Genomic DNA, 18,585 nt, shown 5'->3' on the forward strand with positions numbered 1-18,585 from the left:
GGGGTTTGCCCCGGCGTTTTTGTTTTTACTTCTTCTTGCTCGCCGCTTTCCGGCGCTTGTCCAAATCTTTAATCAGCTTGTTCACATCATCATCAGCAAACATCGCTTCCAGAGAAGTGGAGAGCTTACGTCGCCAGTTCGGATACTCGGTACTGGTGCCAGGGATATTCACCGGCGAGGACATCTGCAGCCAGTCTTCCGGCTGAAGCCCCAACAGCGCGCTATTGCTATCAGCGATATAACGCTGCATACCGCGGCTTAAAGTGGCGGTCATCGACATCAGTGACGCTTTGTGACCCGCACGTTTCGGCAGCGTGCCGTACTTGTGCAGCGCATCCATCAGCCCTTGCTTGGCCAGCTCACGATCCTGATACAGCCCGCGCAGCACATCAGCATCGGGGTACAGACCCAGCTCATTACCCAGCGTCAAATCACCGCTTTCCCAATAGCCGCGCAGCGTTGGCAGGTCATGAGTGGTGGCCACGGCCATCGACTGTTCCGGATACGCTTTTGGTGAACGGAAGGTCTTCTCATGATCATTCTCAAAGTAGAGAACTTTGTAGGAATAAACACCGCTCTTACGCAACTTACTGACGATCTCAACCGGCACTGTCCCTAAATCTTCACCAATCACCATGCAGTTGTGACGCTTACTTTCCAGCGCCAGAATCGACAACAGCGCATCCACAGGATACTGCACGTAGGCACCGTGGTCGGCGGTTTCACCGTACGGGATCCACCACAGACGCAGTACCGACATGACGTGGTCGATACGCAGCGCGCCGCAGTTCTTCATATTGGCACGCAGCAGTTCGATAAAGGGCTCATAGGCGCGGGCCGCAATGATATGCGGATCCATCGGCGGCAGCCCCCAGTTTTGCCCCAGCGGCCCGAGGATATCCGGCGGTGCGCCAACGGATGCCTTTAAACAGTACAGCTCGCGATCACACCAGGTTTCCGCGCCACCTTCGGCCACGCCCACTGCCAGGTCGCGATAGAGGCCAATCGGCATCTCGTCACGCTGGCTGGTCTGCCAGCAGTCGGCAAACTGGATATACGCCAGCCATTGCAACCACAGGTAGAAATCCACCTCGTCGGCATGCTTTTTACAGAACGCATGGACTTCCGGGCTATCGGTGGTGCGATAGGCTTCCGGCCAAACCGGCCAGCCCCAGCGCATCGGATCTTCTTTCACCTGATGAGCGTGCAGCGCATCAAATGCCGCCTGCCAATACAGGCTCTCACCTTCTTTATCAACGAAGTAGCGGAAGGTCGCCATCTGCTCATCATTGCGTTTGGCAAAGCGCTTCCACGCCATACGCAGCGCGGTCATTTTCAATTCGGTGACCGCGGTGTAATCCACCTGTGCCACCTCACGTGCGGCTTTCAGCTTCTGCTGCGTCGCCGGCAGTTTCCACCAAGCCTGCGCCTCTTCGCTTTTGGCGAAGTCTTCCACCGCATTGACATCAATATAGATAACGTTCATCCAACGGCGCGATGAAGGGCTGTATGGGCTCGCACTTTCCGGATTCGCCGGATAGAGCGCATGAATCGGGTTGAGGCCGATGAACGCGCCACCACGTTTGGCGACTTCCGGCAGCATCGCCTTCAGGTCACCAAAATCACCAATCCCCCAGTTATTCTCTGAGCGCAAGGTGTAAAGCTGCACACAGGCACCCCATAGCTTTTTGGCCTCTTTGAGCGGCTGCGGTTCATAGCAACGCTCTGGCGCGACGATCACCCGGCAGTGCCAGCGTTCGTCGCTCTGCGTCAGCGTCAGTGAGTGATACCCTTCCGACAAGCGGGTCGGCAGGCTGAGGTTTTTCCCCCCAGCCACTTGCCCCTGGTACTGCTTGCCCTCTTCGGTAGTGAGGATCCAGCTAAATTCACCTTTCCCCTCCACCGGCAGCGCCATTTTCTTACCGTACGTCCAGACCATCACGTTCGGCATCGGCGTTGCCGCTGTTTCGGCGGCATCGCGGTGCATCGCGTCAAGCAAACGCCGTTTGGTGTCGGCATCGATAGACTGCGGCTTTCCGTGGGCATTGATGTAGTTTGGGCTAATCCCCGCCGCCAGCGCGGCATTATCAAGGCGTTTGCTTTCCATTGCCTGTCCTTAGCGTTTTGCCTGCCAAATACGTTTTTGATAATCGCGGATAGAGCGATCGGAACTGAACATGCCGCAGCGCGCGGTATTCAGGATAGCGGCACGGGTCCAGGCTTCCTGATCGCGGTACAGCACATCAACCTGCTTCTGCGCTTCCACATAAGCGGCAAAGTCAGCCAGCACCAGATACGGGTCACCGCCCTGCTTGCCAATGCTGTGCAGCATCTGGTCAAACGCATGCTTGTCGCCGTTGCTGTATTTACCGCTTTCCAGCTCTTTTAACACCGCATCCAGCTGCTTGTCGGCTTTACGCCATTTCAGCGGATCGTAGCCTTTGGCCTTCAGCGCTTTCACCTGTTCGACGGTGTGGCCGAAGATAAAGATGTTTTCATCACCCACCTGCTCTGCGATTTCGACGTTCGCGCCATCCAGCGTACCGACGGTCAGCGCGCCGTTCAGCGCCAGCTTCATGTTGCCGGTACCGGAGGCTTCTTTACCGGCCGTGGAGATCTGTTCGGAAACGTCTGCCGCCGGGATCAACATTTCAGCCGCCGACACACAGTAATCCGGCAGGAACACCACTTTCAGCTTATCGCCCACTTTCGGATCGTTGTTCACCGCTTCAGCAACCTTGTTGATTGCCAGAATGATGTTCTTCGCCAGGTAGTAGCCCGGTGCCGCTTTCGCGCCAAACAGGAACACGCGTGGTACGCGGTCAGCCTGCGGGTTTTCACGAATTTCTTTGTACAGTGCCAGAATGTGCAGCAGGTTCAGGTGCTGACGCTTGTACTCGTGCAGACGTTTGATTTGAATATCAAAAATCGCATTAGTGGTGATCTCAATACCGGTACGCGCTTTGATAAACTTCACCAAACGCTGTTTGTTCGCCAGCTTGATCTCGCGGTACTGCTCCCGGAATTTAGCGTCGTCTGCGTATTTTTCCAGGTTGATCAGTTGGTCAAGATCGTTGGCCCACTCTTTCTTCAGCGATTTATCCAGCAGCGCCGCCAGCGCTGGGTTGCATTGTTTGATCCAGCGACGCGGCGTGATGCCGTTGGTCACGTTATGGAATTTATTCGGCCACAGCTGGTGATATTCCGGGAACAGATCCTTCACCACCAAATCCGAGTGCAGCGCAGCCACACCGTTAACCGCAAAGCCGCTGACAACGCACATGTTTGCCATGCGTACCTGCTTGTTATGCACCACGGCCAGTTTCGCCCATACCGCGTCATCGCCCGGCCAGGTTTTGTCGACCAGCACTTTGAAGCGTTTGTTGATTTCATTAATAATCTGCATGTGACGCGGCAGCAGCGCTTTAATCAGTTTCTCATCCCAGCACTCCAGCGCTTCCGGCATCAACGTGTGGTTGGTGTAGGCGAAGGTTTTGCTGGTGATAGCCCAGGCGTCGTCCCAGCTCAGCTGGTGCTCATCAATCAGAACGCGCAGAAGCTCTGGAATGGCGATGGTTGGGTGGGTGTCGTTAAGCTGAATCACTTCGAAATCGGCCAGCTCGTGCAGCTTACGGCCCGCCAGATGATGACGGCGCAGAATATCTGCCACCGAGCACGCACACTGGAAGTACTGCTGCATCAGACGCAGTTTTTTACCCGCGGTATGGTTATCGTTCGGGTAGAGGACTTTGGTCAATTTTTCGGCGTCGATGCCCTGCTGTTCTGCCCGCAGGAAATCACCGTCATTGAATTTGGTCAGATTGAATGGATGCGCGTGGGTCGCCTGCCACAGACGCAGCGGCTGCGCTACGCCGTTACGGTAACCCAGCACCGGCAGATCCCAGGCTTCCCCGGTAATGGTAAAGGCAGGCTGCCATTCGCCTTTCACCACTTTGCCGCCGATACCCACCAGCACATCCAGCGCGGCGTTGTGGCGGAACCACGGGTAGCTACCGCGTTTCCAGTCGTCCGGCGCTTCCATCTGGTGGCCATCATCAAAGGACTGGCGGAACAAACCGTACTGGTAGTTCAGACCATAACCGGTTGCCGACTGGCCAACGGTCGCCATGGAGTCCAGGAAACACGCAGCCAGACGTCCCAAACCGCCGTTGCCCAGCGCAGGGTCAGTCTCTTCTTCCAGCAGGTCAGTCAGGTTGATGTTGTAGCCTTTCAGCGCCTCACTCACGCCTTCGTACCAGCCGAGGTTAAGCAGGTTGTTACCGGTTAGGCGACCAATCAGGAACTCCATCGAGATATAGTTCACATGACGTTGGTTTTTTGCCGGCTTCGCTACCGGCTGCGCGGAAAGCTGTTCCGCCAGCGCGCCGCTCACTGCCTGCCACCACTGGTGAGATGTCATTTCGGAAGCGGCCTGTAGGCCAAAACGCTGCCACTGACGCGTCAGGGCAGCCTGGAATGAATCGTGATTAAAAGTAGGCTGTGACATAGCGAATTAGAATCCTTTTTACATAAACATTAGCGCTAGTGTGCCAGGCTGATTGCACGACTTCCTCCTCCTGTCCGGTATTAGCCAGGGAGGAGTCGCAGGGATGAGCGAAAAGTGTGATCGCCGCCACTATAACGTTAGCCGCCAACGGCAAAATCGCACGTTTTTCAATCAGCTTAACGGCCCATCAGTCCCCCGTTATTGTCGGGGATGAGGACCTGGAGATCTTCGCGTCAGCGCATAAAATGAAATGACGTTTTGTAATGAATATGCAAATAAGGAAACTATTTACTACCGAAAATAAGCAACAATTTAATACGTATTGTTTCTACGGAAATTTACCTGGAATGAAACATAGCTAAACGACTTTTATTCTGGGCATTGCCTGAAATCTATTTCATATGGAACAACAAATACTTACAAAACTCAGTATTTTCGCACCTTGCAAGCCATAATACGAAGTTGGCATTAAATATAAAAAATTGTGACATATAGCAAATTCGCAAGCATCAAAATGGGACATAACTTGCAATACATAGCTATTTGACCGACCTTTGTATGGATTAATTACGAAGCGCAAAAAAAATCTTTTTTTCCAATCCTCACAGTGAAGTGATTAGCTATGTTGATTCCGTCAAAACTTAGTCGACCTGTCCGTCTCGAACACACAGTGGTTCGCGAACGGCTATTGGCGAAACTTTCAGGCGCGAACAATTATCGTCTGGCGCTGATAACCAGTCCGGCTGGCTATGGAAAGACTACGCTCGTTTCACAATGGGCGGCAGGGATGAGCGACCTTGGTTGGTACTCCCTTGATGAGGGCGACAACCAGCAGGAGCGTTTCGCCAGCTATCTGATCGCCGCGGTCCAGCAAGCGACAGGCGGCCATTGCGACGCTAGCGAAAACATGGTGCAAAAGCGCCAGTACGCCAGCCTGAGCTCCCTTTTCTCTCAGCTCTTCATCGAGCTTAGCGAATGGCAGCGCCCGCTCTATTTGGTCATTGATGACTACCATCTGATCACCAACCCAGTGATCCACGATGCCATGCGCTTTTTCCTGCGCCATCAGCCGGAAAATCTCACGCTGGTGGTTCTGTCGCGTAACCTGCCGCAGTTGGGAATAGCCAACCTGCGCGTACGCGACCAACTGCTGGAAGTGGGCAGCCAACAGCTCTCCTTCACACATGCTGAAACCAAGCAATTTTTCGACTGCCGCTTAGCCTCACCAATTGAAGTGGCGGAAAGCAGCCGTCTGTGCGATGACGTCGCCGGCTGGGCCACCGCGCTGCAGCTGATTGCACTCTCCGCCCGTCAGCGTAATAACGCCACTCAGCACTCGGCACGTCGCCTGGCGGGCATTAACGCCAGCCATCTCTCCGATTATCTGGTGGATGAAGTTCTCGATAACGTCGATCGAGACACGCGTAATTTCCTGTTAAAAAGCTCGCTGCTGCGCTCAATGAACGACTCGCTGATCGCCCGCGTCACCGGCGAAGAAAACGGCCAGATGCGTCTCGAAGAGATTGAACGTCAGGGATTGTTCCTGCAGCGCATGGATAATTCCGGTGAATGGTTTAACTACCATCCGCTGTTTTGCAGCTTCCTGCGTCAGCGCTGTCAGTGGGAACTGGCGGCCGAACTACCAGAAATTCACCGCGCTGCTGCAGAAAGCTGGATGGCGCAGGGCTTCCCAAGCGAAGCTATTCACCACGCGCTGGCCGCGGGTGACCCGACAATGCTACGTGATATCTTGCTGAATCACGCCTGGGGCTTATTCCACCATAGCGAACTGGCGCTGCTTGAAGAGTCGCTCTCCGCGCTGCCATGGGAAAGTCTGCTTGAGAATCCACGTCTGGTGCTTCTCCAGGCCTGGCTGATGCAAAGCCAGCATCGCTATAGCGAAGTGAATACCCTTCTGGCCCGCGCCGAGCAGGAAATGACGTCTGAAATGGACGCGTCGCTGCACGGTGATTTCAACGCTCTTCGCGCCCAGGTGGCTATTAATGACGGCGATCAGGATGAGGCGGAGCGCCTTTCCACCGTCGCGCTGGAAGAGCTGCCGCTGGCCAATTTTTATAGCCGAATCGTCGCCACGTCGGTGCACGGCGAAGTGCTGCACTGCAAAGGGTTATTGAGCCAATCCATCGCCGTCATGCAGCAAACGGAACAGATGGCGCGTCGTCATGATATTTGGCACTACGCGCTGTGGAGCCTTATCCAGCAAAGCGAGATTCTGTTTGCCCAGGGCTTCCTGCAGGCCGCCTGGGAGTGTCAGGAGAAAGGTTTCCAGCTTATCCGCGAGCAGCATCTTGAACAGCTGCCGATGCATGAATTCCTGCTGCGCATTCGTTCACAGCTGCTGTGGGCATGGGCGCGTCTCGATGAAGCAGAAGCCGCTGCCCGTACCGGTATTGAAGTGCTCAGCGGCTTCCAGCCACAGCAACAGCTGCAGTGTTTGACCCTGCAGGTTCAGTGCTCACTGGCGCGTGGCGATTTGGACAACGCCCGCAATCACCTCAACCGCCTTGAGAATCTGCTGGGCAACGGCGCTTATCATAGCGACTGGGTCTCCAACGCCGATAAAGTCCGGGTAATTTACTGGCAGATGGTTGGCGATAAAAAATCCGCCGCCAACTGGCTGCGCCATACGCCAAAACCCGAGTTTGCGAACAACCACTTCCTGCAGGGCCAGTGGCGCAATATCGCCCGAGTCCAGATTTTACTGGGTGAGTTCGATTCCGCGGAGATGGTGCTTGAGGAACTGAACGAAAACGCCCGTTCATTGCGCCTGATGAGCGATCTCAACCGCAACCTGCTGTTGCTTAACCAGCTGCACTGGCAGTCTGGTAACAAGAATGAAGCCCAGCGCGTACTGCTGGAGGCGCTGCAACTGGCCAACCGTACCGGGTTTATCAGCCATTTCGTCATTGAAGGTGAAGCAATGGCGCAGCAGCTGCGTCAGCTTATCCAGCTCAATACACTGCCGGAGCTGGACCAGCACCGCGCTCAGCGTATTCTGCGCGAGATTAACCAGCACCACCGCCATAAGTTTGCTCACTTTGACGAAAGTTTCGTTGAGCGCCTGCTTAACCATCCGGAAGTGCCGGAGCTTATCCGCACCAGCCCTCTCACCCAGCGTGAGTGGCAGGTTCTGGGGCTTATCTATTCTGGCTATAGCAACGAACAGATTGCCGGAGAGCTCGACGTCGCCGCCACGACTATCAAAACCCATATCCGTAACTTGTATCAAAAACTCGGCGTCGCGCATCGTCAGGACGCGGTGCTGCATGCACAAAATCTGCTGAAGATGATGGGTTACGGGGTCTAAACGCCGACCGCTTATCAGGCTGATACTGGCCTGATAAGCGCCTCTCTCTCGCCTCAAGCTGCCTTAATGCCCTACTCGCTGAATGACAAAGAGATAGCTGTGTCACAATAGAGAATTAACATAACTACAAAGTGAAAAATTAGAATACTCAGGTTCAACGTCACCTTTTATAAATGATGTCGTATGTTGGCACGTAATAATAAACAGGTGACTCTATGTCGGCATTAACCGGAAAAATCAGTAATAAAGAGAAGTTTGGATTTGGTTTGGGCGATGCCGCAAGCCATATTGTTTTTGATTCTTCAGTTGCCATTCTTGCTTATTTTTATACGAACATTTATGGCTTACCCCCGGCAGTAATGGGGACATTATTTTTAGTCGTCAGGGTTTTAGACGCGATTACTGACCCGATTATGGGGGCTATTGCCGATCAGACGAAAAGCCGCTGGGGGCGTTTCCGTCCCTGGCTATTAATCATTTGTGTTCCCTTTGCCGTAAGCTGCGTGCTGGTATATTCCACGCCTAACTTCGAACAAACCGGGAAAATTGCCTATGCCGTTGTCGCATATATATTTATGACTCTTATGTATACGGCAATTAATATCCCTTACTGCTCATTGGGTGCGGCGATTACTGCCGACCCGAAAGAAAACCTGTCGCTACAGTCATGGCGCTTTGCCGTTGCGCCAATCGGTGGCGCCATGGGTACCGCGCTTATCCTGCCGCTTGCCGACCTTATTGCGCCAGGCGACAGAGCCACCGGTATGCAGTGGGCAATGGGCATCTTCGGGGCCATCGGCTGTATTATGTTCCTGATCTGCTTTATGACGACTCGTGAGCGTATTACGCCGGTCAAAGAAGAGAACCTGAACATTTTACGCGACGTGCGTATTTTGATGAAAAACGATCAGTGGCGCGTACTGTCGATATATAACCTGGCTATGCTCTGCGGCGTTGTGGTACGCGGTAGCCTGCTGGTTTATTTCGTACAATATATTCTGAATCAGGGCAGCAGTATTATTTCGCTGTTTATGCTGGCGACCACCGTGGCTGCCGTAGTGGGTAGCCTGATGGCTAAACAAGTCGGGTCCTGGATGTGTAAAATTCGCGCCTCGGTATGGGTGAATATCCTCAGCGCATTATTTGGATTAGCCTTCCTCGTACTGCCTGCCGATTATTGGATCCCTGCATTTATCGTTCACATTATCCTGAATATTCTGCAAGGGATTAACGCCCCGCTGCAGTGGTCGATGATTACCGATGCCAATAACTATGGTGAGTGGAAAACCCAGCGCCGTATTACCGGGATGAACGTAGCGGCCAACATTTTCATTATCAAACTGGGTGTCGCTATCGGCGGCGCACTGACCGGCTGGGGGCTGGCCTTCTACGGCTACCAAGCGGGCGTCGAGCAGCAATCAGCGGAAGCGATTCGTGGCGTGCTCATTCTGTTTACCGTACTGCCGGCTATCTTCTACCTGATTACTGCCGTCTCTATCCGCTACTATCGCCTGACCGAAGATCGCATGAACGCTATCGTCTCCGATCTCAGCGAAGGAAAATTCCAGCAGCAGATGTCTTAACACGAACGATGCCTCCATTGAAAGCGGTTTGAAAACGGCAACAAAAAGGGCGCTTCATCAGCGCCCTTTCTTTTAGCACAGCTCGAGCTGTACCTCATTTTCGGCAATCACCTGCATCACGCCCGGCGGCGGTAAAACGTCGGTATACACCGCGTCTACCATGCTGATACTGCCCATATTGACCATCGCATTACGGCCAAACTTCGAATGGTCGACAACCAGAATCACGTGGCGGGAATTGTCGATGATTGCGCGCTTGGTACGCACCTCATGATAATCAAACTCCAGCAGCGAACCGTCGCTGTCGATACCGCTGATCCCCAGAATGCCGTAGTCGAGACGGAACTGAGAGATGAAGTCCAGCGTCGCCTCACCTATGATGCCGCCATCCCGGCTGCGCAGCTCACCGCCCGCCAGAATAATGCGAAAATCCTCTTTCACCATCAGCGTGTTCGCGACGTTAAGATTGTTGGTCACAATACGCAGATCGCTATGATTTAACAGCGCATGCGCTACTGCTTCCGGCGTCGTGCCGATATCGATAAACAACGCAGAGCCGTTGGGGATCTGGCTGGCAACCTTGTGGGCAATCCGCTCTTTTTCAGCCGTCTGCGTCGCTTTACGGTCGTGCCACGGCGTATTCACCGAGCTCGATGGTAGCGCCGCACCGCCGTGGTGGCGCAGAATTTTTTTCTGATCGGCAAGGTCGTTCAGATCGCGGCGAATCGTCTGCGGACTCACGGAGAAGTGTTCCACCAGCTCTTCCGTGCTGACGTAACCCTGTAGTTTTACCAGCTCGATTATCGCGTCATGACGTTGTGTTTGTTTCATGATGAATCCCTGGAAAATTATGCTCGTTTTCGCACATTCTGCGTATCGACGAAGGCCATTGCCAGCCCAATCACCAGCCCGGTGATGTGCGCGCCGTTCGCAATCGACATCCCAAATACATTAAACCATCCGGCCACAAGCCAAATCAGCGAGAACATCATCAGCCCGCGCGGCAGGAAAATACCGCTTTGCGGGTCGCGCTCGCCGCGCAGCCAGGCATAACCCATCAGCGCGTACACCACGCCGGACAAACCGCCAAACCATGGGCCACTGAACTGGTGCTGCATAAAGCCACTCAGCAACGCGCTGATAAGCGTAATCACCACCAGCTTACCGCTGCCGATGCGCTTTTCGATGGCACCGCCGAGGTACCACCACCATAGCAGGTTGAAGAGGATATGAATGAAGGAGAAATGCATTAAAGCGTGAGTAAAGTAGCGCCAGGCTTCAAATTTCAGCGAATCATCGTACGGCCAGGCCAGCATTAACATGACGGGCTGATCGCCCACCACGCTCATCAGAATAAACACCAGGATACAGGCCGTCATGATGCTCATCGTCACCGGGCCCGCGCCGGCTTTCAGGGTCGCCAGGAAGGGGAAACGGCGGTAGTGCAGGCCGCTATTGGTTTGCCCCGACTGCCAGCTCGCTGCCAGATAACGCGGGTCGGCAGGGTTGGCGAGAAATTGCTCCAGCTCCGCGCGAACGCGAGCCTCCTGTGAGGCGTCGGAAAGCCAGACATCGCTACGCTCATGCTGCTGGATAGTCAGAATAACGCCCTGCGTTGCCATATAGTCCACAAAGGCCTGGGCCACGCGAGGGTTGGTAAAAGAGGTGATCATCAACATACAGCAGGTCGCTTCTATTCCACACAAAAGAGGACAGTATATACCCAAACCCTGACGGATAGGTTGCAACGCGACACTATCACCGCCTATTAACAGGCGGTATTGGGGCTAAAATCGCTACGGTAAACCCACGGCGGTTAAAATACCGTGTGTTCAACCTCTGTCGGGAAGTGGCGATGCCAGGCATCAAAGCCGCCATCCACGCTGTAAACCTGATCGTAGCCCTGCTGAAGCAGATACTGGGCCGCACCTTTACTGCTGTTGCCGTGATAGCACATCACCATAACCGGTGTTTCAAAGTCGTTATCGCGCATAAACGCGCCCAGCGTATCGTTCGTCAGATGAAACGCCCCCGGTGTATGGCCAACGGCATAGCTCTGCGGGTCACGAATATCCACCAGCACCGCGGCGTTTTGCTGCAGCTTCTGGTGCGCCTGTTCTACGTTAATACATTCAAACTGATCCATGGTGCTCTCTTATCATTATGGCAGGTGTCTTGCTGACGACATTTTACCGCCAAGTGTACGTCGTCACGCCACGTAAACGCCAATATGTTATGCACATCACTCTAAAATGTTTTTTCTATGTTACCAAAAGCGCGTTTACTTGCTATTATGAGCGATAACGAACATTGATGAGCTATAACGAAAGTCCTTGAGGTAGCAATAATGGAAACCAAAGATCTGATTGTGATAGGTGGCGGCATCAACGGCGCAGGCATTGCGGCTGACGCGGCTGGCCGTGGTTTATCCGTGCTGATGCTGGAAGCCAGAGATCTGGCGTGCGCCACATCCAGCGCCAGCTCAAAGCTTATCCACGGCGGTCTGCGCTACCTTGAGCACTATGAATTCCGTCTGGTCAGCGAAGCGCTGGCCGAGCGTGAAGTGTTGTTAAAAATGGCTCCCCATATCGCCATTCCGCTGCGTTTCCGATTGCCTCACCGCCCGCACCTGCGTCCGGCGTGGATGATCCGTACCGGCCTGTTTATGTACGATCACTTGGGTAAACGCACCAGCCTGCCCGCCTCGACCGGTGTGCGTTTTGGCGCAGAATCAGTCCTGAAGCCGGAAATCGTGCGCGGTTTCGAATATTCCGACTGCTGGGTCGATGACGCCCGCCTGGTGTTAGCCAATGCGCAAATGGTGGTGCAGAAAGGTGGTGAAGTCCGCACTCGTACTCGCGCCATCTCCGCCAAACGCGAAAACGGCCTGTGGATTGTAGAAGCGGAAGATATCGACAGCGGAGAACGCTTCCGCTGGCAGGCTCGCGGTCTGGTCAACGCCACCGGCCCATGGGTGAAACAGTTCTTTGATGATGGCATGCAGCTGCCGTCACCGTACGGTATCCGTCTCATCAAAGGCAGCCATATCGTGGTACCGCGCGTACACACGCAGAAGCAGGCCTATATCCTGCAAAACGAAGACAAACGTATCGTGTTCGTGATCCCGTGGATGGACGAGTTTTCTATCATCGGCACCACCGACGTCGAGTATCAGGGCGATCCGAAAAACGTTGAGATCGATGAAAGCGAAATTAACTACCTGCTGAAGGTCTATAACGGGCACTTCAAAAAACAGCTCGCCCGCGAAGATATCGTCTGGACATACTCCGGCGTGCGTCCGTTGTGTGATGACGAGTCCGATTCGCCGCAGGCTATTACCCGCGACTACACCCTGGACATTCATGATGACCACGGCAAGGCACCGCTGCTGTCGGTCTTCGGTGGCAAGCTCACCACCTATCGTAAGCTGGCTGAGCACGCGCTCGAGAAACTGACACCGTACTATAACGGTATCGGCCCGGCGTGGACCAAAGGCGCGGTTCTGCCCGGCGGTGAAATCAGTGGCGATCGTGATGACTACGCCGCGAAGCTACGCCGTCGCTATCCGTTTATTACCGAGTCGCTGGCGCGTCACTACGCCCGCACCTACGGCAGCAACAGCGAGTTGATTATCGGCGATGCGCGCGATATCAGCGGGCTGGGTGAAGATTTTGGCCATGAGTTTTATGAAGCAGAACTACGCTACCTGGTGCAGCACGAGTGGGTGCGCCGTCTGGATGATGCCATCTGGCGTCGTACCAAGCAGGGCATGTGGCTTAACGCCGAACAGCAGTCACGGATTAGCGAATGGCTGGTGAAAACGCTGGGAAAGCCTGAGCTGTCGCTGGCGTCTTAATGATGTTGATGTCACCTGATGATAAAAACGGGGCCGAATGGCCCCGTTTCTCTTTACAGCTTCACCGGCTCGATATGCCAGATATTCTCGGCATACTCCTGAATGGTACGGTCGGAAGAGAAGTAGCCCATGTTGGCGATATTATGCATCGCTTTGGTGGTCCACTCCTCCGGTTCACGGTACAGTTCATCAACCTTATCCTGGCAATCCACGTAGCTGCGGAAGTCTGCCAGTACTTGATAGTGGTCGCCAAAGTTAATCAGCGAATCCACCAGGTCACGGTAGCGTCCCAGCTCACCCGGGCTAAACACGCCGGTCGCGATTTGCGTCAGCACCTGGCGTAACTCGGCATCCTGCTCGTAGTAATCTCGCGGGCTGTAGCCTTTACTGCGCAGTGCTTCCACTTCCTCAGCGGTGTTGCCGAAGATAAAGAAGTTATCCGCCCCAACGTGCTCCTGCATCTCGACGTTAGCACCGTCCAGCGTGCCAATCGTTAACGCACCGTTGAGCGCAAACTTCATGTTACTGGTCCCAGAAGCTTCAGTCCCCGCCAGCGAGATCTGCTCAGACAGATCCGCCGCCGGAATGATCATCTGCGCCAGGCTCACGCTGTAGTTCGGGATAAACACCACTTTGAGCTTGTCGCCAATCTGCGGATCGTTGTTGATCACATCCGCCACGTCGTTGATCAGGTGAATAATATGCTTCGCCATGTAGTAGGCCGACGCGGCTTTCCCGGCGAAGATATTGACCCTTGGTACCCAGTCCGCGCTCGGATCGGCCTTGATGCGGTTATAGCGGGCAATCACGTGCAGCACATTCATCAGCTGACGTTTGTACTCGTGGATACGCTTAATCTGCACATCAAACAGCGCCGTTGGGTTCACCACCACATTCAGGTTCTGGGCAATGAAAGACGCGAGTCGTTTTTTGTTTTCCAGCTTGGCATGATGCACTGCCTGGTTAACCTTCGGATAATCAATATGCTGCTCCAGCTCGCTGAGCTGGCTCAGATCCGAACGCCAGGTCTGGCCGATATTCTCATCCAGCACACTGGAGAGCGCTGGGTTGGCTAACGCCAGCCAGCGACGCGGGGTCACACCGTTTGTCACGTTGGTAAAGCGCATCGGGAAGATGGCGGCAAAGTCGGCAAATAGCGACTGCACCATCAAATTGGAGTGCAGCTCGGAAACACCGTTGACCTTCTTGCTCACCACCACCGCCAGCCATGCCATACGTACGCGACGGCCGTTCGACTCATCAATGATAGACGTGCGGCTCAGTAAGCCGGTATCGTTTGGATACTGCTCCTGAAGTGTCTTCAGGAAGTAGTCATTAATCTCGAAGATAATCTGCAAGTGACGCGGCAGAATTTTACCCAGCATATCGACCGGCCAGGTTTCCAGCGCCTCACTCATCAGCGTATGGTTGGTGTAGGAAAAGACCTGGCAGGCCACCGTGAACGCCTCATCCCAGCTGAACTTATGCTCATCAATCAGCAGGCGCATCAGCTCTGGAATCGACAGCACCGGGTGGGTGTCATTCAGGTGAATAGCTATTTTATCCGCCAGGTTGGCATAGGTTTTATGCAACATGTAGTGGCGGCTTAAAATATCTTGCACCGTGGCCGACACCAGGAAGTACTCCTGGCGCAGACGCAGTTCACGCCCGGAGTAGGTCGAGTCGTCCGGGTAGAGCACGCGCGACACGTTTTCCGAGTGGTTTTTGTCTTCTACCGCGGCGAAGTAGTCACCCTGGTTAAATTTACCGAGGTTGATTTCACTACTGGCCTGCGCGTTCCACAAACGCAGCGTGTTGGTGGCGTCAGTATCATAGCCCGGGATAATCTGATCGTAAGCGACGGCGAGGATCTCTTCCGTCTCCAGCCAGCGGCTGGTTTTGCCTTCCATCTGCACGCGGCCGCCGAAGCGTACTTTGTAGCGCGTGTTGTGGCGCGGGAACTCCCACGGATTACCGTATTCCAGCCAGTAGTCCGGCGACTCTTTTTGCCGACCATCGACGATGTTCTGCTTGAACATGCCGTAGTCATAGCGGATGCCGTAGCCACGCCCCGGCAACGCCAACGTCGCCAGTGAGTCGAGGAAACAGGCCGCTAAGCGCCCTAAGCCCCCGTTACCCAGCCCCGGGTCATTCTCTTCGTCAATCAGCTCTTCAAGGTCTAACCCCATCTCTTCCAGTGCGTTTTTGACATCTTCATATAACCCTAAAGATAACAGCGCGTTGGAAAGCGTGCGGCCAATCAAAAATTCCATCGACAGGTAGTACACCTGTCGCGTTTCCTGGGAAAGCTGAGCGCGGTTAGAGCGCAACCAGCGCTCAACCAGGCGGTCGCGTACGGCAAACAGCGTGGCGTTCAGCCATTCGTGTTTGTTGGCGATAGCCGGGTCTTTCCCAATAATAAACATCAGCTTATAGGCAATAGAATGCTTCAGTGCCTCAACGCTGAGGGTCGGTGATGCATACGAAAAAGGTGCATTCATAACTAAGATCCCCGTAGTTAGATCAGGCGTTGATAAAGCTCACGATATGAGTGCGCAGCAACCTGCCAGCTAAAATCCATGTTCATCGCCTGGCGCTGAACGTAGCGCCAGAGCGAAGGACGAGACCATAATACGAAAGCACGGCGAATGGCTCGCAGCAGCGACCAGGCGTTGCTGTCTTCGAAAACGAAACCGCTGGCAATGCCGTCGGCGAGGTTTTCCAGCGAACTATCCGCAACGGTATCTGCCAGGCCACCGGTACGGCGAACCAGCGGCAACGTACCGTATTTCAAGCCATACAGCTGCGTTAAGCCACAAGGCTCAAAGCGGCTCGGCACCAGGATAACGTCAGCGCCGCCAATAATGCGGTGCGAGAACGCTTCGTGATAGCCAATTTGTACGCCCACCTGCCCCGGATGTTCGGCAGCGGCGGCGAGGAATCCTTGCTGCAGAACCGGATCGCCGGCTCCTAACAGCGCCAGTTGGCCGCCCTGCTCAAGCAGCCCAGGCAGCGCCTCCAGCACCAGATCGAGACCTTTCTGGCTAGTCAGACGGCTGACCACGGCAAACAGCGGCGCGGTGTCGCTCACCTTCAGCCCCATCGCCACCTGCAGCTGGCGTTTGTTCTCCGCCTTTTTCTCCAGCGTATCGCGGCTGTAGCTGGCGGGCAGCAGCAGATCCTTTTCCGGGCTCCAGACGTTTTCATCCACGCCGTTTAAGATCCCCGACAGACGACCTTCCCGATGGCGCTGACGCAGCAGCCCTTCCATCCCGTAGGCAAACTGCGGTTCGGTAATTTCCCGCGCATAGGTTGGACTCACCGCCGTGATATGGTCGGCGTAGTACAGCCCGGCTTTCAGGAACGAAATTTGCCCATGGAACTCCAGCCCGTGCATGTTAAAGAATTCGCCCGGCAGCTGGATTTCATCCATATGGTGACCATAAAACAGCCCCTGGTACGCCAGGTTGTGCACGGTAAAGACCGACTTCGCCGGGCGGCCACGGGCCGCCAGGTACGCCGGTGCCAGACCCGCATGCCAGTCATGGGCATGCACCACGTCCGGGCGCCAGAAGGGATCTAGCCCACAGGCCATTTCACTGCCTACCCATCCCAGCAGCGCAAAACGCTTCACGTTATCGGGATAAGCGTTCAGGTTGGTATCGTGATACGGACTCCCTGGGCGATCGTAGAGATGCGGCGCATCAATCAGATAAATGCCGACCCCGTTGTAATGGCCAAACAGTAGCGTCATGCGCCCGGCGAAGGTGTCGCGACGAGCCACCACTTTGGCATCCGGGATCCCGCGACGAATATCGGGGAACGCCGGTAGCAGTACGCGTGCATCGGTGCCTTCGGCAATTTGTGCTGCGGGCAGTGCGCCAATCACATCCGCAAGGCCACCCGTTTTAAGTAACGGGAACATCTCAGAACAAACGTGTAAAACCTGCATCATCGCTCCTGTTTGTACCCCAACTGCCGCAGCATCTCGCGCGTGACCAGCACGATCCCTTCTTCTGAACGGTGGAATCGACGCGCATCTTCTTCCGCATCTTCACCGATCACCATACCTTCCGGGATCACGCAGGCCCTGTCGATAACACAGCGGCGCAGGCGCGAGGAACGTCCAACCCAGACGTCTGGCAATAAGACTGCCGAATCAATGTTACAGAATGAATTCACGCGCACGTGGGGGAACAGCACCGACTGCACCACCACCGAGCCTGAAATAATACAGCCGCCGGACACCAGCGAGTTAAGGGTCATCCCGTGACTACCGGAGCGGTCCTGAACAAACTTCGCCGGAGGCAGCGACTCCATATGCGTGCGGATAGGCCAGTGCTGGTCGTACATATCCAGCTCAGGGGTCACGGACGCCAGATCGAGGTTCGCTTTCCAGTAGGCTTCCAGTGTCCCCACGTCACGCCAGTAAGGTTCCGCATGCGGGTCGGACTGTACGCAGGACAGCGGGAATGGATGTGCATAAGCCGCGCCAGCTTTGGTTATCTTAGGAATTAAATCTTTGCCGAAATCGTGGCTGGAGTTTTCATCGCTGTCATCTTGTTCCAGCAGCTCATAAAGGTAATCGGCATCAAAGACATAGATACCCATGCTGGCGAGCGATTTGGTCGGGTCGCCCGGCATTGCCGGTGGGTTGGCTGGTTTTTCCACGAAGTCGATGATCCTTTCGTTCTCATCGACCGCCATGACGCCAAACGCCGGTGCCTCTTCAATGGGCACAGGAATGCACGCCACGGTGCAGCGCGCGCCTTTTTCGACATGGTCGATAAGCATGCGCGAGTAATCTTGCTTGTAGATATGGTCGCCGGCGAGGATAACCACGTACTCGGCTTTATAGCGGCGAATAATGTCGAGGTTCTGCGTGACGGCGTCGGCGGTGCCGCGATACCAGTTTTCACCGTGCATACGCTGCTGAGCCGGCAGCAGATCGACGAATTCATTCATCTCTTCGCTGAACAATGACCATCCGCGCTGGATGTGCTGTACCAGCGTATGCGATTGATATTGCGTAATAACGCCGATACGGCGGATCCCGGAGTTCAGACAGTTTGATAGCGCAAAGTCGATAATGCGGAATTTGCCGCCGAAATGGACTGCCGGTTTTGCCCGTTTATTAGTGAGATCCTTCAGTCGCGTACCGCGTCCACCGGCCAGAATCAGGGCGACGGATTTGATAGGCAACTGGCGAGCCAGCATTAAGGGATCGTTTTTTTCTAGCCTAACCATGATTAACTCCTTTTGTTGCTCGTCCTTCCGGGTAATGAGGTTTCCTGGCGTCGCCGCCGGGTTC

At 54.7% G+C, this 18,585-nt stretch carries 11 protein-coding genes; 3 read left to right on the plus strand and 8 right to left on the minus strand.

Annotated elements, in window-relative coordinates:
- Positions 1-25 precede the first annotated feature (25 nt).
- A complete protein-coding gene (gene malQ, locus KP80_RS06820; RefSeq protein WP_052282842.1) occupies positions 26-2,107 on the minus strand; it encodes a 4-alpha-glucanotransferase in 2,082 nt (693 codons plus the stop codon).
- Positions 2,108-2,116: 9 nt separating this feature from the next.
- The gene (malP, locus tag KP80_RS06825; protein WP_052282843.1) at positions 2,117-4,507 is read right to left on the minus strand and encodes a maltodextrin phosphorylase; all 2,391 of its coding nucleotides are present in this window, start codon (positions 4,505-4,507) and stop codon (positions 2,117-2,119) included.
- 622 nt (positions 4,508-5,129) lie between these two features.
- Here malP and malT point away from each other — a divergent pair.
- Positions 5,130-7,835: an HTH-type transcriptional regulator MalT gene (gene malT, locus KP80_RS06830; RefSeq protein ID WP_052282844.1), complete on the plus strand. Its 2,706-nt coding sequence runs from the start codon at positions 5,130-5,132 to the stop codon at positions 7,833-7,835.
- Positions 7,836-8,050: 215 nt separating this feature from the next.
- The gene (locus KP80_RS06835) at positions 8,051-9,418 is read left to right on the plus strand and encodes a glycoside-pentoside-hexuronide (GPH):cation symporter (protein WP_052282845.1); all 1,368 of its coding nucleotides are present in this window, start codon (positions 8,051-8,053) and stop codon (positions 9,416-9,418) included.
- A 72-nt stretch (positions 9,419-9,490) separates the two neighbouring features.
- Here KP80_RS06835 and KP80_RS06840 read toward each other — a convergent pair whose 3' ends face one another.
- The 3 genes from KP80_RS06840 to glpE all read right to left on the minus strand — a co-directional run bounded on the left by KP80_RS06840 (position 9,491) and on the right by glpE (position 11,564).
- On the minus strand, positions 9,491-10,249 hold the full coding sequence (locus tag KP80_RS06840; protein ID WP_052282846.1) for a DeoR/GlpR family transcriptional regulator: 759 nt from the start codon (positions 10,247-10,249) through the stop codon (positions 9,491-9,493).
- Between the two features lie 17 nt (positions 10,250-10,266).
- Positions 10,267-11,097, minus strand: coding sequence for a rhomboid family intramembrane serine protease GlpG (gene glpG, locus KP80_RS06845; protein ID WP_052282847.1), 831 nt, complete (start codon positions 11,095-11,097; stop codon positions 10,267-10,269).
- 137 nt (positions 11,098-11,234) lie between these two features.
- Positions 11,235-11,564, minus strand: coding sequence for a thiosulfate sulfurtransferase GlpE (gene glpE / locus KP80_RS06850; RefSeq protein ID WP_052282848.1), 330 nt, complete (start codon positions 11,562-11,564; stop codon positions 11,235-11,237).
- A 201-nt stretch (positions 11,565-11,765) separates the two neighbouring features.
- On the opposite strand from glpE, the gene glpD reads away from it, so the two are divergent.
- Entirely contained in the window at positions 11,766-13,274 is a 1,509-nt protein-coding gene (gene glpD / locus KP80_RS06855; RefSeq protein WP_052282849.1) for a glycerol-3-phosphate dehydrogenase, read from the plus strand.
- Positions 13,275-13,327: 53 nt separating this feature from the next.
- Here the strand turns inward: glpD and glgP are convergent, their stop codons facing one another.
- From glgP to glgC, 3 genes are read right to left on the minus strand one after another with little or no spacing between them, the layout of a single operon-like run.
- Positions 13,328-15,775 (minus strand): glycogen phosphorylase, encoded by a 2,448-nt coding sequence (gene glgP, locus KP80_RS06860; protein WP_052282850.1) that lies wholly within the window; start codon positions 15,773-15,775, stop codon positions 13,328-13,330.
- A 17-nt stretch (positions 15,776-15,792) separates the two neighbouring features.
- Entirely contained in the window at positions 15,793-17,226 is a 1,434-nt protein-coding gene (gene glgA / locus KP80_RS06865; RefSeq protein ID WP_052282851.1) for a glycogen synthase GlgA, read from the minus strand.
- Entirely contained in the window at positions 17,226-18,521 is a 1,296-nt protein-coding gene (gene glgC / locus KP80_RS06870) for a glucose-1-phosphate adenylyltransferase (RefSeq protein ID WP_052282852.1), read from the minus strand. Before glgC ends, glgA begins: the two co-directional genes overlap by 1 nt.
- Positions 18,522-18,585 lie beyond the last annotated feature (64 nt).

The sequence above is a fragment of the Kluyvera genomosp. 1 genome (assembly GCF_001266615.1).
GTDB classification, from domain to species: domain Bacteria; phylum Pseudomonadota; class Gammaproteobacteria; order Enterobacterales; family Enterobacteriaceae; genus Kluyvera; species Kluyvera cryocrescens_A.

Coding starts and splice junctions, on each gene's coding strand:
- malQ (WP_052282842.1), bottom strand. CDS start 2,107: ATGGAAAGCAAACGCCTTGATAATGCCGCGCTGGCGGCGGGGATTAGC.
- malP (WP_052282843.1), bottom strand. CDS start 4,507: ATGTCACAGCCTACTTTTAATCACGATTCATTCCAGGCTGCCCTGACG.
- malT (WP_052282844.1), top strand. CDS start 5,130: ATGTTGATTCCGTCAAAACTTAGTCGACCTGTCCGTCTCGAACACACA.
- KP80_RS06835 (WP_052282845.1), top strand. CDS start 8,051: ATGTCGGCATTAACCGGAAAAATCAGTAATAAAGAGAAGTTTGGATTT.
- KP80_RS06840 (WP_052282846.1), bottom strand. CDS start 10,249: ATGAAACAAACACAACGTCATGACGCGATAATCGAGCTGGTAAAACTA.
- glpG (WP_052282847.1), bottom strand. CDS start 11,097: ATGTTGATGATCACCTCTTTTACCAACCCTCGCGTGGCCCAGGCCTTT.
- glpE (WP_052282848.1), bottom strand. CDS start 11,564: ATGGATCAGTTTGAATGTATTAACGTAGAACAGGCGCACCAGAAGCTG.
- glpD (WP_052282849.1), top strand. CDS start 11,766: ATGGAAACCAAAGATCTGATTGTGATAGGTGGCGGCATCAACGGCGCA.
- glgP (WP_052282850.1), bottom strand. CDS start 15,775: ATGAATGCACCTTTTTCGTATGCATCACCGACCCTCAGCGTTGAGGCA.
- glgA (WP_052282851.1), bottom strand. CDS start 17,226: ATGCAGGTTTTACACGTTTGTTCTGAGATGTTCCCGTTACTTAAAACG.
- glgC (WP_052282852.1), bottom strand. CDS start 18,521: ATGGTTAGGCTAGAAAAAAACGATCCCTTAATGCTGGCTCGCCAGTTG.